Genomic DNA, 16738 nt, shown 5'->3' with positions numbered 1-16738 from the left:
ATGATCATAATTTCTCTCATTTTCTGGCTGGTGGGGCTGGCCCTGCTCGGGGGTGGCGTCTGGCTGATCACTCTCGACGGCAGCTGGTACTACGCCCTGTCCGGCATCGCGCTGATCGCCGTCGGCTTCCTGACGCGCTCGCGCCGCTCCAAGGCCCAGATCCTGTACGCACTGTTCCTGGTGGCGACCGCCGTCTGGGCGCTGTGGGAAGCCGGCTATGACTGGTGGCCGCTGGCACCGCGCCTGGGCGTCTTCATGCTGCTCGCCATCCTGCTGCTGTGGCCGGCCAAGGGCGGCTCCCGTCTGGGCACCGCCGTGCTGCTGCCGATCTGGGCGATCATCGGCGTGGGCCTGCTGGGCAGCCTCGCTGTGGACCAGCATCGCATCGACGGCGAGCTGAACCGTGACGTGGTCAACGAGACGCCCGATCTCGGCGACACCCCGGAAGATAGCTGGCACGCCTATGGGCGCAGCAATCTCGGCCAGCGCTTCTCTCCGCTCGAGGAGATCACGCCCGACAACGTGAGCGACCTGGAACTGGCCTGGCAGTACCAGACCGGTGACAAGAAGCGGCCTGAAGACGTCACCGAGACGACCTACGAAGCGACGCCGCTGAAGATCGACGACTCGCTCTTTTTGTGCACGCCGCACAACTGGCTGATCGCACTCAACGCCGACACCGGCGAAGAGCAGTGGGTCTACGATGCCAAGGTGCCGGAAGAGAGCTCGCGCCAGCACCAGACCTGCCGTGGCGTCTCCTACCTGCCGCCGGCCTCGGGTGATACCGACAGCCTCGACATGCAGGTCGCCGATGGCCCGGCCGAAGATCAGGGCGCCATCCAGTGCGATGCGCAACTGTTCATGCCGACCTCCGACGCCCGCCTGGTGGCAGTGGACCCGTCCACCGGTGCACGCTGCGCCAACTTCGCCGACAACGGCGAACTGGACCTGATGCACAACATGCCGTTCAAGCAGGCCGGCTTCTATTACTCCACGTCCCCCCCCGTGGTGGCCGATGGCAAGGTCATCGTTGCCGGCTCGGTCAACGACAACTACGCCGTCAACTCCCCGTCGGGCGTGATCCGCGCTTACGATGCCAAGACCGGTGAGCTGGTCTGGAACTGGGATGCCGCCAATCCGGAAGAGACCGCCCCGATAGCCGAAGGCGAGACCTACAGCGCCAGTTCGCCGAATAGCTGGTCGATCGCCAGCGCCGACGAAGAGCTGGGCATGGTCTACATCCCGATGGGTAACCGCACCCCGGACCAGCTGGGCATGTACCGCAGCGAGAACGAGGAGAAGTACTCAAGCTCGGTCGTGGCGCTGAGCCTCGAGACCGGTCAGGTGGAGTGGGTCCAGCAGTTCGTGCATCACGACCTGTGGGACATGGACACGCCGGCTCAGCCGAGCCTGCTCGACATCGATACTGACGATGGCCGTCAGCCGGCGCTGGTGATTCCCACCAAGCAGGGCGACGTCTATGTGCTGAATCGCGAGACCGGCGAGCCGATTCTGCCAGTCACTGAGCAGCCGGCGCCGCAGGGCACCATCGAGGGCGACCACGCCTCCGAAACCCAGCCGATCTCGAGCCTGAGCTTCCGTCCGCCGACGCTGCACGAAACGGACATGTGGGGTGCCACGCCTTTCGATCAGCTGATGTGCCGCATCCAGTTCAAGTCGCTGCGTTACGAGGGCCAGTACACGCCGCCCTCCGAGCAGGGCACCATCGTCTATCCGGGCAACTTCGGGGTCTTCAACTGGGGTAGCCTGGCGGTGGATCCGAAGCGTCAGGTGATGTTCGGTATGCCGCTCTATCTGGCCTTCACCTCCACGCTAGTGCCGAAGGAAGGTGTCGACCTGGGTGACGCCAACCAGGGCGAGCAGGGCCTCAACGAGAACGCCGGTGGCCCCTACGCTGTCGACATGAAGCCCTTCCTGTCGCCGTTCGGCGTGCCCTGCCAGCAGCCCCCGTGGGGCTACGTGGCCGGCGCCGACCTGCGCACCGGTGAGGTCGCCTGGAAGCACAAGAACGGCACCGTCGAAGACATGACTGCGCTGCCGCTCAAGATCCGCATGGGCGTGCCCGGCATCGGGGGTCCGATGATCACCGATAGCGGCGTCGTGTTCCTGGCCGCCAGCGTGGATAACTATCTGCGCGGCTATGACCTCGAAAGCGGCGAGCAGCTGTGGGAAACCCGACTGCCGGCCGGCGGTCAGGCGACCCCCATGACCTACCTCAACAGCCAGGGCGAGCAGATGGTCGTCCAGGTCGCGGGTGGCCATGGCTCGATCGGCACCACCATCGGTGACTACGTGATGGCCTACAAGCTGCCCAAGCAGTAACGGCCGGGGGCGCGTCTGCACGCGCCCCTTCACGACAAGGCCCCCGCCGGCACTGCCGGCGGGGGCCTTTGTGTTTCCAGCCTCGCCACACCCGACGTCAATCGACAACGTGAGTCTCAGGCGCTAGCCCGTCTGGCGTCGGCCAAGTCTCCCGATACAGGCTCAGCGCGTCTGCGTGACGGCGGCGAGCCCCAGCGAGAGCGAGAGTGACAGCTCGGCGTTTCTCGGCAGTGCACCAACGCCTGCCGGGGTGCCGGTCAGCACGACATCGCCCGGCTCCAGAGTGAACGTGCGGGTCATCTCCTCGAGCAGCGCGGGGATGTCAAAAAGCATGTCGCCAGTGTCGCCGGTCTGCTGGCGCTGGCCGTCGATATCCAGCTGAAAGCCGAGCGCGCGCCAGTCGACATCCTTTGGTACCGGCACGAAGCGCGAGAGCGGGCAGGCGCCGTCGAAACTCTTGGCCCGCTCCCACGGATGACCTTTCTCCTTGAGCGCCGACTGGACGTCGCGCAGCGTAAGATCGAGCGCCAATCCGACGCCGGCAATGCCACTGACCGACGCCTCCGCGCTTACCTGGCTCATGCGCTCGCCGATCAGCAGGGCCAGCTCGGTCTCGAAATGCACCTCGCCGTAAGTGAACTGACTTTCGATAGGGTCTTCGAGCGCCACGGCGCTCGTCGAGGGCTTGATGAACAGGATCGGCGACGTGGGCACCGGGTTGTTGAGCTCCCTGGCGTGCTCGGCGTAGTTGCGACCGACGCACAGAATCTTGCCGAGCGGCAGGCCGGTCTCCCTGCCGTCGGTGAAGCGGGTGATCATGGACATGCGGTGCTCTCCTCTGAGGTCTCGACAGGATTGTCGCTGCGGCGACGCCGCTGCCGGCGCCTGCAACTGCCCGGCGTGGCACAAAAAAACCGCCGCCGGCGGTGACCCTCGAGTCTACCTCCGGCGGCGGTTCATGGCATCACGCGTCATGCGGCCGCCCGGTCACGCTCAGTGCTGGCCTGACCGCGGTGTCCCCGCCTCATCCGGCTGATGCGCCAGAAACGAAGGCCGCGGGCGTTTGGCCCCGAAGGGCTGCCCACAGGCATTGTCGCGGCGGTTATAGACGAAGAAGGCATTGCTCCGAGGATCCGGCGACATGTTGGCGTTGGAGCCGTGCAGCGTGTTGCAGTCGAACATCAGCAGACCGCCAGCGGCACCGGTAGGCGCCTGAATGCCGTTGCGCTCGATCAGTTCGCGTAGCGCGGCATGGCTCGGCACCCCGAACTCCTGCTGTTTCAGCGACTGCTTGTGGTTATCGTCCGGCGTCTCGCCCAGGCAGTGCACGAAGCACTTCTGCGACCCCGGGATCAGCATCAATGGACCGTTGAAGTGATGGTTGTCGGTCAGCACGAGGGAGGCGCTGACGGCGTGCATCTCCGGCATGCCGTCCTCGGCGTGCCAGGTCTCGAAGTCCGAGTGCCAGTCGAATCCCTTGCCGTGAAAGCCCGGCTTGTAGTTGATGCGGGACTGATGCACGTAGACGTCGCCACCGACGATCTGGCGCGCACGCCCCATCAGACGAGCGTCGTTGGCAAGCCTGGCGAAGCGTTCGGAGAGCTGGTGCACTGCGAACAGCGACCGGATCTTGCGACTGCCGGCCTCGGTGATCGCGAAGTCCCGGTCCAGGAACTCCGGGCGAGCCAGCAGCGACGCAAGCTCGGCATTGAGCGCGTCGAGCTCGACCGGCTTCAGAAAGTCGGGCTCGAAGAGAAAACCGTCGCGCTCGAAGCCATCGAGCTGCTCACGCGTGAGCGGGCCGTCCAGGTGTCGCCCTTTGACCACGGCTTCCTGGCGATCTTGCCATAGCGTGGTCGGGGTATTGCGTAGGCGTGTCGGATAGCGATCCTGCTTCGTCGACGCCGTCGAAAATTGGGGGGATGCGGTCTGTACTGACATCCAATCACCTCCAAGTTTGTGATCAGGTTTCAGATCCAGTCCTCGGCCCAAAGGCCGCCAGATTGGCTAGAGGTTCGAAGGACCCTCGCTGTTGATATCGATGAATTGCGGCGTAGATCGGGCGCCCAGCCGGGTATCTTCGCCTGTCGTTCCGCGCCAAGGCGCTCACGGTGTCAGGGGGTCTCCCTTTCGGCGATAACGTAGATCAATTCGCTGGCCGGCATCAAAAAGGGGTTCTCGCGGTGGCGCTCACGAGTCACGAGCACGGAAGGCCGTGAAGGGCGAGATCCCGGCGCTCCGAGCGGCCGAAGGTTTTGCGGGGGCGGCGGCCATACCGTCATTCGGCAAATCCGACACCGATAAACAAAGTCGCCCCGCACTGGCGTGCGGGGCGACGGTCTTGCAAAGGGCCGTGACGTTACCGGCAAGACCCTGGGTCAGCGTGCCAAAAGCGCTGGCTTTCACGGCCCTCGCGGTCCGAGTGTCCTTGGCGTTGAAACATTCCCGTTTCTTCTATCCTAGCGAGCGTCCCTCCGTGGAACGCCGACTAGAGTAGAGCATCACTCAATTAGCAAAAATGATTCAGGCTAAACAACTGGGTTTAATTGTGTGCAAATGTAACATCGCTAGCGATCGGGTTTCGCGGGATCATCGTCTGTTGGAGCGGCATCGTCATGTTCCGCTTTCGACGTGGCCGGCGCTGACGCAGCGTCGGGGCGATAGGGAATCAGCGGCATGACCACGGCGTCGGTATAGAAGGCGCGAAAGGGCTCTGCGATGAGTGGCTCGCGCCGTGTCGGTACGTCACCGTAGGCACAGCGAAAATTCTCGCAGCCGGTCGGCGCGGCGCCGGCATCGGCGCTAGCGAGACAGGCGAATACCACCAGATAGACGATCGCTCTCATGGGGAACCTTAGACGGGCATGCCAACAATGACTGAACGGACAGCGTATCGATCAGTGTATGCCCTGACGGCGAAGGCTCTCGGATGAAATCTCTGCTACCCGGCCGGTGATCGTTTCCCCCTTACGACCACCAGCCTCTGAAGGTCAAAATAGTTCAGCGCCGTAGCCGCCCATCAACACCGTAACCGCCAACAGCGCCTCGAGTACCAGCACCCCGATCGCAAGCCACGCCCCCGCCGCTCGAATGCCGGACTGCTGATCGATGTCCAGAAAGTGCGGTAGCCCGATGAACACGAGGTAGGCGGTGTAGCAGAGCCCGATGACGCCGGCGAGCAGGCAGAGCCAGATCAGCGGATAGAGCGCCACGATGCCGCTGAGAAAAAGCGGTGTCGCCATATAGCCGGCGAAAACCGTACAGCGGTGAGCACTCGGCCGCGAGTCGAACCGCTTCGCCAACCAGTGAACGGCGCGCCCCATGAAAAAGACCGCCCCCAGGATCAGCGCATAGAACACCACCGCGAGAATCAGCGCCGTCCCCAGGCTGAGCTGAACCCGCTCTTCCTGCCCCTGCAGGTTTTCACCGAAATGCCAGCCCACCACCGTCGTGCCGATCAGCGAACAGACGACCGGAACGGCCGCGAGCACCAGCACATGCGAGCCGTAGAGCTGCTTGACGCTCTCGTTCTCACTCCTGATCCTCTGCCACTCTCGCTGCGGATGGGCCATGAGACCCCAGACGTGATGAATCATATGTCACCTCCTCGTCGTGCGTGCGTCACCATCCTGTCGCGTCATCGTCCTGCAGCGTCGCCTGACTCGAACGCTGAGCGAGTCCACAAATTTAACTGTAGTTAGTTTTTCCCAACGCAACGGCTGTCGATGAAAAACTGCCGCGGTGACCTCGTCGCCGATCGACCTCCCCCGCCACCGCGTGTCGCACTCCGCCCGCGCTTCCTCGAGGCGCTGTCTCCAGCGCTTGTTGGCAACCGCTCATCGCTCGCCAGCGTCTGACGCGCCTCACCCCACGCTATCCATCAATGGCTCGAGACTTGCTGTTGATACAGACCAGGCCCTCGTGCAGCCAGGCTCTTCGACGACGTCCACGTCAGGCGTTTTGTTTTCCTCTCGTGCACATACCTACCGACTTCACTGCACCGGCAGATCAACATTTGGGGATGAATCGACATCAAACAGGCACATCAAGAAGCGACGGCCCGGAAGTTCAATAGCCCCCTATCGCTGCCGTTTCTTCGCCACTAAAAGGCTGTCACTGGTTGATTCCGTATCGTGACGATGGCCTGAAAATCGAGCTGGATAACAGCGGTGTCGAACGGGCTTTCGAGGCCTCACTGTCGACTTCCCGCGGGCATCGGCACTGTCGGATGGGATGCCATTCATGGGCAGGCAGAGGATTGGGCATGCGCAGCGGACTTTTTACCCCATTTCCAAATTAAGCTTAGGGTAAAGCTATGTTGCCCGAGGTTATTTTAATCTAAACTTTTGTTAAGGGTGGCGACCTAAGAGTCCAGCCCGCTTGTAAGGCTTGTTGGACTTCTTGGGCCTGCGACCGCTTCCCGCTATTACGATCGCCTCAGGCTGGCGCCACGTGTAGCGGGGATCTTTTCCCCAAGTCGAACATCACAGTCTGTCGACGACCCCCTCCCCACTTCGAATGTCCTCTTCCGCGATTCGCGGTTTTCTCGTTGTCAGCTGCTATCCCATTATCGTCACTCGATCTTGATCCGCGATTTGAAATACCAGACCACTCGGGCTGACTCCATCAATCGCCGATGGTCAGGACCGCAACAAGAGACTTACCTGGGTTATTCAGGCAGCAACGCTCGACGCAAACCCTCCTGTCATTATCGTGAATCGGCTTCATGTCGTCGGTATTAATCGGCCCGTACGCGGTGTCTTTCGCTGAACTTTTCTAGGGCTGGAGAGACACCCCTCCGGTGTGAACAGGACGACGGGGATTGCGCGTATTGGCTGAGAACGGCATCGATGAGAAAGGCACAAACGCAAAAAAGCCGCTGCGAGAGCGGCTTTTCATCATCGAACTCGTACGGGATACGAGAAACGCCTGGTGCCGATGAGTGGATTCGAACCACCGACCTACGCATTACGAATGCGTTGCTCTGCCGACTGAGCTACATCGGCCAGGCGGCGACTATCATAATCAGCCGGACCCGCGGTCACAAGCGTTGCCGCTCGCCCTTTCGCCCTCCTTGCCACGACGCGTCCGCCACGCCCGGCGCGAGTCAGTCTTCCTTCGCCGAGACCCGCAGGGGATCGGGGCACGGGGGAAGCCGCCTTCCTAGCAAGGGACCGCGAGATCGAGCTTCAGCCCGCCGCCCAGCGCGTGGACGAGCTGAATCGACCGGTCGAGCTGCTGTGTGACGAGCTGAGACAGTCCCTGCTCGGCGGCGAACAGCCGTTGTTCGCTGCTGAGAACGTCGAGGTAGTTGGCCAGGCCGGCACGCGCGGAGCCGATGGCGGCAAGGCACCGCCGACGCCCCTCGCGTCCTGTCGTTGATCATTGGTCGCGTAGCTCGAAGGGCACCTCCGGCGCCACCTGGCGGGCCCCATTCTCGTCGTCGGCTTCCTTTTCGCTTCGAAACAGCGACCACGCGACGATGAACAGCGCCGCAATCATCGGCCCCAGCACGAAGCCGTTGATGCCCATCAAGGTCATTCCGCCCACGGTGGAGATGAGCACCACGTAATCGGGCAGCTTGGTCTCCTTGCCCACCAATGGCGGGCGGAGCAGGTTGTCGACCAGCCCGATGATCACGACGCCGACGAAGATCAGAACCCCGCCCCGCACATAGTCCCCGCTGATCAGCAGGTAGGCGGCCACCGGCACCCAGATGATCGCCGAACCAATCGCAGGCAGCAGGGAGAGGAACGCCATCAGTACGCCCCACAAGAGGGCGGCTTCGATACCCAGCAGCCAGAACGTCACCCCGCCGATCGCGCCCTGAACGACGGCAATGATGACATTGCCCTTGACCGTCGCACGCACCACGGCGGTGAACTTCTCGATCAGTCGATGGGTATAGGTATCGCTCAACGGCGCCGTCGCGCGGATCTGATGGCCGATCGCGCGCCCGTCACGGAACAGGAAGAACAGCAGATAGAGCATGATGCCGGTACTGATCAGAAACTGCAGCGTGTTCTGGCCGATGCTCAATGCGCGCGTGGCGATCAGCTGGCTCCCTTGCTGCAGCGCCGAGGTCAGACGGTCACCGACATCGCTCAAGCTGCCGAGACCGGCATTGCCGAACTGATCTCTGACGACATCCGGCATCGCCGCCTGGAACTGGGCAAGATAGGCGTTGAAGTCGATGTCACCGCTGTCGATCCGCTGATAGACGCTGGCGCCCTCGCGTACCAGAGAGGCGAAGATCAACGTCACCGGAATCACGACGATAAAAAAACAGGCCATGACGCTCAGCAGCGCGGCGATGTTCCGCCGTCCTCCCAGCTTCCGCTCGAGGCGGCGAAACATCGGCTGAAACAGAATAGCGAGGATGACCGCCCACAGTACGGCGCCATAGAAAGGCAGCAATAACCAGACGAAGGCGATCGACACCGCCGTCAGCAGAAGGATGAAGGCCCGGTGCTGGCTTGACGAGTTCATTGGCGCCCTCCAACGGACAAAAGAGAGCGATAGCATAGCGCGTCACTGGTGACGGGGATCGATAAATCCATGTCGCCGACCCAGGAGGGTGGCTGAGTCGACAGACCGGGATGCCGGCGCCCAACGTGATCAAAAAGAGAGCGCTGGGCCTCACGGCGAAGCGCTCGGTCGCGCCGGCGGTTCCCTGCCATTGTACAGAGCTTCCTGCTTTCGACGTCACTGTCGGCAATCTGGCGTCCCTGCCACTCCTTCATACGGCGCTTGCGTGACGATTTCATGTCGTTGGGATGGCATTTCGGTGAAACCGAGAAAATGCGCTAAACCTATGTCAAAGCTGCGAAAATCCGGCTTCCCCGAGGCGGATTCAAGACGAGCGAATTCAACCCGTTAGCCCCCGTCATTTAACCTGGGACAAGCAAAAGCTAAAAATCCTTTGGTACAACACTTGTACACGGTTCGGGGATATGCAAAATTGAATTCATCGCTGGCCAGGAAGGTCGGCAGCGGTTGGGAGCCTCCAATCGCACCCGGCAGGGACTGCCAACACTCAACCGACCAGGAAGGTCGGACGGGAAAGCCAGGGAGGGCTGACCATGCAACACCAAATTTCTTGCACGCGCTGCGGTAACGTTCAATCGCCGGCGACCAATACCGAGTGTGCCTGGGACGAGATCAACTGCATCGAATGCGGTGAATTCCTCGACACCTACGGCCATTGGGAAGACTCCGTCTCCCCCAACTATCTGATCCAGACACTTAACCGCTCTCGTATGTTGTCACTGCAGATGGCGCGTGAATCGCGCCCGGTCAATGATAATCGCGGCGGAGCCAGGGTATCGGCATGATGAAAGTGACGTTGGATCTGTCCTGCTCGATCTGCGGCCATACGCAATTCCAGCTGCCGACCCGTGCCGACGAGGGATCGAAAGTCTGCTGCGCGAACTGCACGGCATTCAAATGCCATGCGATGGATCTGGAGCGGGCGCTGATGGCCATCGGCCAGCCAAGGCCAAGCCCACGACCCGCCATCGCCGCCTGACACATCCTATGTCATAGCAACCGCCCCGAGAGGGCGGTTTTTTATTGCCTGTAATAATTGTCTCCCGCTGAAAGGCGGCGACTACACTTTGAATCCATCGATCCGGCTCAGTCGGCCTCGAGCGGACTCATAACGACAAGGATGCACGTCATGGCAGATATCGAGCAGCTCAAACAGCGTATCAAGGACGCCGTGGCAGAAAGTCAGGCGGAGCGGCGGGAGCTCGAAGCATCGCTGAACACCCGGCGCGCCGAATTGAACGCGCTGCAATCGCAGGTCGATACCTGGGTCAAAGCGCTCGACCTCGATCGGTCCAATATTCAGTACTCGGCGCGTGAGCATGTGCTGGAGAGATTCAGCGAGGTCTACCGCCTGGAGCTCAACGACCAGGTAATCGATCTCGGCGCGTGCAAGATTCACGTGCGTCCGGAGGATGGCTTTCTGGATACGGGCAGAACGCTGCTGTTCGCGACCAGCGATGAGGACGACGTCAAGGAGATCATCGAGTCCGACGGGGTGCACTACATCTCGGACCTCCAGTTCGGTCACAAGCGCCATCTCTCTCAGTACGACGCGCTCACCGAGGAGATCTTCTACAAACTGCTTTATGCCTGGCTGAAACTCTAGCGTCGCCCCAGACGTGCAGGCGTCGCGGTAACGACAATGCCCCGTGACGCCACGCGTGAAGCGGTCAGTCGGCGAGTGACGTCACCGCAAGAAAAGACGGTGGCAATGAATCCGTAGAAACGAAAAAACCGCCTCGAGGGGCGGTTTTCTGCAAGGCTGTAACAGCCTTTGTATTCATCTCTAAGCTCTGGTGCCGACACCAGGAGTCGAACCCGGGACCTACTGATTACAAGTCAGTTGCTCTACCAACTGAGCTATGTCGGCGAGCTAGAGACGTTGGCGATGGCTGGGGCAGCAGGATTCGAACCTGCGCATACCGCTACCAAAAAGCGGTGCCTTACCACTTGGCGATGCCCCAGCAATGATGGTGGCCAGAGACGGAATCGAACCGCCGACACGGGGATTTTCAATCCCCTGCTCTACCGACTGAGCTATCTGGCCGTTGCCAACGGGGACGCATTAAACCAACAAGCCGTTTTGGGGTCAAGCCTTTTATTTCAAAAAGATGAGACCGGCCTTCCAGTGCCGCCGAAGGCCGGTTTGCGACGCCAGAGTCACTCGCTGGGCGGCACGTAACCCTCGGCGTGATCAGTATCGCGGTTATCGAGAAAACGCTCCATCTGGTCGAGCAGATAGGCCCGGTTGTCGGGGTCGAGCATGTTGAGATGCTTTTCGTTGATCAAGCGCGTCTGCTGGGCCTGCCACTCCTCCCAGGCGGGCTTGGAGACCGTCTGCTGAATCTCCTGCCCCTTCGCCCCGGGCAGCGGCGGAAAAGGGAGCGCCTCGAGCTCCTGTTGATACTTACGGCAGAAAACCGTCTGCGCCATGGATCATCTCCTGTTGTATGTCGGATTGAGTCTAGTCGTTGAGAGGCGGTGTCTGGGCCAGCTTGCCCAGCAGCGTCTTGACCGGCGCAGCGAGCCCGATGTCGCTGGGCGCGGCCGGGTCGATCCAGCGGGTTTCTGATGCCTCGTTCACCCCGCCGGCACCCATCGCTTCGACGCGCGCCGGGCGTGGCGTGATCTCCAGTCTGAAGTGGGTGAAGGTATGGACGAAAGGCTGCCACGCCTGGCTGAGGTGAACGCCATGATGGTGGCGCTCCAGCCAGGCGTACAGCGTGGCCTCATCATCGAACTGCGGGAACCCCCACAGACCACCCCAGAGTCCGCTTGGCGGACGCTTCTCGAGCAGCACACGGCCGTCTGCATCGCGCAGCAACAGCATCTGCGTCTGGCGCGTCGGCAGCGCTCGCTTGGGCTTGCTGCCGGGGTAGCGGCGCTCCTCACCGCGCGCGTGGGCAACGCACACGTCTTCGAAGGGACAGAGCAGGCAGCTCGGCTTGCCGCGGGTGCAGATCATCGCGCCCAGATCCATCATTGCCTGGGTGTAGTCCGCCGGACGAGACGCCGGGGTGTAGCGCTCCGCCAGCGACCAGAGCGTGTTGGCGACCTCGCTGCGCCCGGGCCATCCCTCTACAGCGTGGAGGCGCGCCAGCACCCGCTTGACGTTGCCATCCAGGATCGCAGCGCGTCGACCGGTACTGATGCTGACGATCGCTCCCGCCGTCGAGCGCCCGATCCCCGGCAGCGCGGTCATGGCGTCGAGGTCATGGGTGGGGAAGACGCCGTCGTGCTCCGCCACCACGACCTGGGCGGCCTTGTGAAGATTACGCGCCCGGGCGTAGTAGCCGAGCCCCGTCCACAGGCTCAGCACGTCGTCCTGAGACCCCTCGGCCAGCGTTTCGACGTCGGGGAACCGCGCCATGAAACGCTCGTAGTAGGGAATGACAGTGGCGACTTGGGTCTGCTGCAGCATGATCTCGGAGACCCAAACGCGGTAGGCGGTCTTGTCGTACTGCCACGGCAGCGACTTTCGTCCGTGCAGGTCGAACCAGGTGAAAACGCGCTTTCGAAACGCCTCCACCGACAGATCCATCTCGGCCAAGCGACACCTCTTGAAACAGACATTGGCTCACCCGCCCCGCGCACGCAGATCATGGGGGGCAGGCGGAATCATGATATCCCGGGAGACACACCGCGCGGCGGCAACCGAGAGTTTGTACAGAATCGAACGGACGTTACCGACAAGAGCCGGCGAGCGTGGGTCGGTAACAAAGAGAGCGCCGACGGGCGTCGGCGCGAAGACTGGGCGTGGCACTTTGCCAGGGTTTCGAAGCGCTATGGCTTCGAGGCGCCATGGTTTCGAGGCGCTAGGGCTGCGGGTCGCGATCGCTCAGTCGAATAGCCCCCGGATGCGATCGCCGAGCTCCCGGGACGCCCCTTCGCCCAGCGTGTCATCGATCTTGCGCTGGGTGTCGGCGTCGAGCGCCTTGTCGAGTGCCCGATCGACTCGCTCGCCGGCGCGCTGACGCAGCTCGCCCTCGGCGAAGGCGGCCAGCCGCTCTCCCAGCGCCTCGCGGTCCAAGCCGCACCATTCACTCGGGGACGCCGCAAGATCACCCCGGCAACGGATCGGAAACTCGACCCGGGCCAGCTGCGAGCTGACCGGACATGCTGCCTCGTCCGCCGTATCGGTGAAGCGCGCTGCCGCCCGGTAGTCGATCTGGCGGCTGATCAGATCGACGTCACCCTTGCCGGTCAGCGCGATACCGGGAATGGCGATGTCGAGATCCTCGTTGTGAAGGCGGCCTTCGTCGACGCTGACGCTGGCCCGCAGCCGGTCGAACGGGGTGTCGTCACTCCATTCGCGCTCCGACTCACGCCCCTGCAGCGCCGCTGCCGCCGTGCAGAGCTGGCGCGAGACATTGACGTCGAGCATGGCACCGTCGTCGATACGCAGGGCCGCCTGACCCGAGAGGTGTCGCTTGAGTCCGTCGAGCGTATTGGTGCGCGAGTCGAAATCGCCCTGAAGATCGAGCCTGCCTCGCAGGGGTGATGGCTTGTCACTGATCGCCTGGACCAGCGGCGCCACGTTGACGCCCTCGAGCCGTTCGGTGAAGGACCACGTCATTGGCTCCTGGCGCAGGTCGAGCGCGCTGGTGGCGTCGAGTCGGCCGTCGTAGAGCGCGGCGGTGAGCGTGTCGATCCGCTGGCGCCCGTCGCTGCCACTGGACTCGAGGGTAACGTCGCGCATCTCCACCCCTTTCAACTGGAGCGCATCGAGCGTCAAACGCCCCTGCTGGTTCAGCACGGCGAGCCACGCGGCCGGCAGCAGTTCGGCCTGCTCGGCGGCGGCCAGGGCCGGCGCCACGCCGAGTGCGCCGAGCCACGCTGTCTGGGTGTCATTGGCCTCGCCCGACGTCGTACCGGCGGGCGCGAGGTAGGCGTCCAGATCGAGGCGCCCCCCCGAGAGGTCGAAGTCGAGGGACCGGCCGTCGAAAGCGGCGCCAAAGGTGCCGTCGAAGACCGTATCGTCGAGCGTGAGGTCGAGATCGTCGACATCGACCCGCGCGAGATCGCCCTGGAAGGCGCCGTTCGCGGCGACGGCCGTCAGCGCCTCGGGGTCGGCGGTCGTTACCTCGACGCCCAACCGGGTCAGCCAGTCGCGCAGCGGCAGCGGCGCGAGGGCGAACCGGCCCTGGTAGCGCAGATCGTCGTCGAGACCGTTCAGCGTCGCGCTGCCGGTGAGATCTAGCCCATCGTCGCCGGTGAGCGATACGTTGGCGAGAGACGCCGTGTGGGCGTCGAGATCCGTGTCGGCGTCGAGTTTGAGCGACAGTGACAGTGGCGTCTCCTGCAGCCCCGGAAAGGAGAGCCCGGCGCCAAGCTGGATGCCTTCGGCGCGGTACTGTCGCGCCCCGGTGTCGGCCAGCAGATTGGCGATCTTGAGCGAGAGCGTCTGCGGCGGCTCGGCCAGGGTCGGCACCTGAGCGCGACCGTCGAGCGTGACATTCTCGAAGGTGTAGCGCTTGGCGGCGAGATCCATGCTCATCCGGCTCTTGGCCTGGACGTGCCCTTCGAACCGCGGCTCGACGCCATGCATGTCAAACGCGAGCTGCACCGGGAACGCGGCGCGGGGACTGACGTTGGTGCCGGTCAGGCTCAGCGCGTCCAGCGTGACATCGAGCGCCCCCGCTGCGTCGGTGTCGCCCTCCGCCGCCCCGCCGCGGTCGACATAGTGCACGCGACTGTTCTCGACCTTGACGCTGGCGACATCGAACGCCACCGGTTCGTCGTCGACCTCACTCAACCCCGGGCCGGCTGTCGCCGCGCGGGGGGCGACATCGGCATCGTGCTGGGCGTCCTTCTCGGCCAGACGGTCGAGCAGCACTTGCCAGTTGCCGTGACCGTCGGCCCCGCGAATCAGATTCAGGCGCATACCATCGAGAATCAGGCCGTCGATGGAGACGTCGCCGGTCAGCAGCGGCGCGAAGGCAACGCTCACCTCCGCCCGGTCGAAGCCCACGAAGGCGTCTTCGTCGTGCGTCTGCTCGGGCAGCCAGGCCTCCGCATCCTCGACGCTGACGCCGATCCGCGGGTAGAAGCTCCAGGAGAGCGGGCCGTCGAGCGCAAGCTCGAGCCCGCTCTGGTCGCGAACGGCCTCGACCAGGCGAGGCTTCAAATCGTTGGGATCGAAAAACGTGGTGATGTACACCACTGCCACAACGGCGAGCATGGCGAGAACGCCGACCGCCGCGAGTAACGCCCTGATCAACCCTTTCATGCCGTGGCCTCCCGGTCGCCGTCACTCACCCCCGAGGGCTCGCCCTTCCAGCGGGCATCGCGAGTGAGACGGCACATGGCGCTGCCCCGCCTGGGGCATCGGGTGGGCGGACTACGGTAGTTCGACTCGATCGCGCGCGCGGCTTGCGGCATGCCCCCTGCTTCTCCCTGTCGATGAAGCGGCCAGGCCCAGGCCGCTCTGCAATCCCGCCATTGTAGCGGATGCCGGTGCCGATTCTCTATAATGGCCGATTCTCGCCAACCCCCCGGGAGACTCCCCTGCATGTCCGAGCGCACTGCCACGGTGTCACGCAACACCCAGGAGACGCAGATCACGGTCACGGTGAATCTCGACGGTAGCGGCCGCCTCGAGTGCCAGACCGGCGTCCCCTTCCTCGACCACATGCTCGATCAGATCGCGCGTCACGGCATGCTCGATCTCACCATCGACGCCAAGGGCGATCTCGAGATCGATGACCATCACACCGTCGAGGATCTCGGCATCACGCTGGGTCAGGCGTTCGCCAAGGCGATCGGCGACAAACGAGGCATTCGCCGCTACGGCCATGCCTACGTGCCGCTCGACGAAGCCCTTTCCCGGGTGGTGATCGACTTCTCGGGGCGCTCGGGTCTGTTCATGGATGTGACCTTCACCCGCGCCGCTATCGGCCGCCTCGATACGCAGCTGTTCTGGGAGTTTTTCCAGGGCTTCGTCAACCACGCTCAGGTCACGCTGCACATCGACAACCTCAAGGGGTTCAACGCGCATCATCAGGCGGAAACCATCTTCAAGGCCTTCGGCCGTGCCGTGCGCGCCGCGGTCGAGCCCGACGAGCGCATGGCAGGCCAGATGCCCTCGACCAAGGGCTCGCTATGATCGCCTTCCCCGAGGCATGCGCTAAGCTGCACCCCCTTGCCATGACCAGGAGCGCGCTATGACGATCGCGGTAATCGATTACGGAATGGGCAATCTTCACTCCGTCGCCAAGGCGCTCGAGCATGTCACCCACGAGAACGTGACCATCACCCGTGACCCGCGTGCCATCCGCGGTGCGTCGCGGCTGGTGCTGCCGGGCCAAGGCGCGATTCGCGACTGCATGGGCGAACTCGAGCGCACCGAGCTTCGCGGGCTGGTCTCCGAGCTGCTCGACGAGCAGGCCAAGCCGCTGCTGGGAATCTGCGTGGGCCAGCAGATGCTGTTCGAGCGCAGCGAGGAGAACGGCGGCGTCGACTGCCTCGGCTTCCTGCCGGGGCGCGTCAGGCACTTCGGACACGGCCTCGTCGGCACCGACGGTGAACGCCTCAAGGTCCCGCACATGGGGTGGAACAGGGTGGTCCAGCGCCACGCGCATCCGCTGTGGGACGGCATCGAGGACGGCGCACGCTTCTATTTCGTGCACAGCTACTACGTGGAAGCCGGCCTCGAGAGCGATGTCTTCGGCGCGACCGACTACGCCGGGGTCGACGCCCACGTAGTGACCGGTCGCGGCACCGTCTTCGCCGTGCAGTTCCACCCGGAGAAAAGCGCCCGGGATGGCCTGCAGCTGCTGGAAAATTTCGTCAACTGGGCTCCCTAGCCAGGCGCGGTCCGCGCCCGCTTCGGCGACAAGACCCGACA

General features: G+C 63.3%; 14 protein-coding genes and 4 tRNA genes. 6 read left to right on the top strand and 12 right to left on the bottom strand.

From position 1 onward, the window contains the following. Positions 1-2343: a glucose/quinate/shikimate family membrane-bound PQQ-dependent dehydrogenase gene (locus tag DOM41_RS05645; RefSeq protein WP_110685876.1), complete on the top strand. Its 2343-nt coding sequence runs from the start codon at positions 1-3 to the stop codon at positions 2341-2343. Positions 2344-2505: 162 nt separating this feature from the next. Here DOM41_RS05645 and DOM41_RS05640 read toward each other — a convergent pair whose 3' ends face one another. The 6 genes from DOM41_RS05640 to DOM41_RS05615 form a co-directional block, all read right to left on the bottom strand. Continuing rightward, on the bottom strand, positions 2506-3168 hold the full coding sequence (locus DOM41_RS05640; protein ID WP_110685875.1) for a fumarylacetoacetate hydrolase family protein: 663 nt from the start codon (positions 3166-3168) through the stop codon (positions 2506-2508). 168 nt (positions 3169-3336) lie between these two features. Continuing rightward, the gene (gene thpD / locus DOM41_RS05635; RefSeq protein WP_110685874.1) at positions 3337-4284 is read right to left on the bottom strand and encodes an ectoine hydroxylase; all 948 of its coding nucleotides are present in this window, start codon (positions 4282-4284) and stop codon (positions 3337-3339) included. A 626-nt stretch (positions 4285-4910) separates the two neighbouring features. Next, a complete protein-coding gene (locus DOM41_RS05630; RefSeq protein ID WP_110685873.1) occupies positions 4911-5189 on the bottom strand; it encodes a hypothetical protein in 279 nt (92 codons plus the stop codon). A 144-nt stretch (positions 5190-5333) separates the two neighbouring features. Next, on the bottom strand, positions 5334-5939 hold the full coding sequence (locus DOM41_RS05625; protein ID WP_110685872.1) for a Yip1 family protein: 606 nt from the start codon (positions 5937-5939) through the stop codon (positions 5334-5336). Between the two features lie 1334 nt (positions 5940-7273). After that, a tRNA-Thr gene (locus DOM41_RS05620) sits at positions 7274-7349 on the bottom strand. A 376-nt stretch (positions 7350-7725) separates the two neighbouring features. Beyond that, positions 7726-8832 carry an AI-2E family transporter gene (locus tag DOM41_RS05615; protein ID WP_110685871.1) on the bottom strand — a complete coding sequence of 369 codons (1107 nt, stop codon included), beginning with the start codon at positions 8830-8832 and terminating at the stop codon, positions 7726-7728. A 593-nt stretch (positions 8833-9425) separates the two neighbouring features. Between DOM41_RS05615 and DOM41_RS17375 the strand changes: the two genes are divergently transcribed. From DOM41_RS17375 to DOM41_RS05605, 3 genes are all read left to right on the top strand, one after another. After that, entirely contained in the window at positions 9426-9677 is a 252-nt protein-coding gene (locus DOM41_RS17375) for a hypothetical protein (protein ID WP_157956844.1), read from the top strand. Further along, complete coding sequence (locus tag DOM41_RS17370; protein ID WP_157956843.1) at positions 9674-9871, top strand: hypothetical protein; 198 nt, start codon at positions 9674-9676, stop codon at positions 9869-9871. Before DOM41_RS17375 ends, DOM41_RS17370 begins: the two co-directional genes overlap by 4 nt. A gap of 150 nt (positions 9872-10021) precedes the next feature. Beyond that, positions 10022-10498, top strand: coding sequence for a hypothetical protein (locus DOM41_RS05605; protein ID WP_110685869.1), 477 nt, complete (start codon positions 10022-10024; stop codon positions 10496-10498). Positions 10499-10686: 188 nt separating this feature from the next. Here DOM41_RS05605 and DOM41_RS05600 read toward each other — a convergent pair. From DOM41_RS05600 to DOM41_RS05575, 6 genes are all read right to left on the bottom strand, one after another. Beyond that, positions 10687-10762, bottom strand: a tRNA-Thr gene (locus DOM41_RS05600). Between the two features lie 19 nt (positions 10763-10781). Continuing rightward, a tRNA-Gln gene (locus tag DOM41_RS05595) sits at positions 10782-10856 on the bottom strand. A 7-nt stretch (positions 10857-10863) separates the two neighbouring features. After that, positions 10864-10939, bottom strand: a tRNA-Phe gene (locus tag DOM41_RS05590). Between the two features lie 113 nt (positions 10940-11052). Beyond that, a complete protein-coding gene (locus DOM41_RS05585; protein WP_110685868.1) occupies positions 11053-11325 on the bottom strand; it encodes an oxidative damage protection protein in 273 nt (90 codons plus the stop codon). Between the two features lie 31 nt (positions 11326-11356). After that, entirely contained in the window at positions 11357-12433 is a 1077-nt protein-coding gene (gene mutY / locus DOM41_RS05580; RefSeq protein ID WP_110686617.1) for an A/G-specific adenine glycosylase, read from the bottom strand. A 297-nt stretch (positions 12434-12730) separates the two neighbouring features. Continuing rightward, positions 12731-15121, bottom strand: a complete 2391-nt coding sequence (locus tag DOM41_RS05575; protein WP_110685867.1) for an AsmA family protein — start codon at positions 15119-15121, stop codon at positions 12731-12733. 282 nt (positions 15122-15403) lie between these two features. Here DOM41_RS05575 and hisB point away from each other — a divergent pair, with 282 nt between their 5' ends. Both hisB and hisH read left to right on the top strand, forming a co-directional pair. Further along, complete coding sequence (gene hisB, locus DOM41_RS05570; RefSeq protein ID WP_110685866.1) at positions 15404-15997, top strand: imidazoleglycerol-phosphate dehydratase HisB; 594 nt, start codon at positions 15404-15406, stop codon at positions 15995-15997. Positions 15998-16055: 58 nt separating this feature from the next. Continuing rightward, positions 16056-16697 carry an imidazole glycerol phosphate synthase subunit HisH gene (gene hisH / locus DOM41_RS05565; protein WP_110685865.1) on the top strand — a complete coding sequence of 214 codons (642 nt, stop codon included), beginning with the start codon at positions 16056-16058 and terminating at the stop codon, positions 16695-16697. The last annotated feature ends 41 nt before the right edge of the window (positions 16698-16738 follow it).

Origin of the sequence: Salinicola aestuarinus, assembly GCF_003206645.1 — a bacterium.
Taxonomy (GTDB): domain Bacteria; phylum Pseudomonadota; class Gammaproteobacteria; order Pseudomonadales; family Halomonadaceae; genus Salinicola; species Salinicola aestuarinus.
This window is presented reverse-complemented; position numbering and strand designations above follow the sequence as displayed.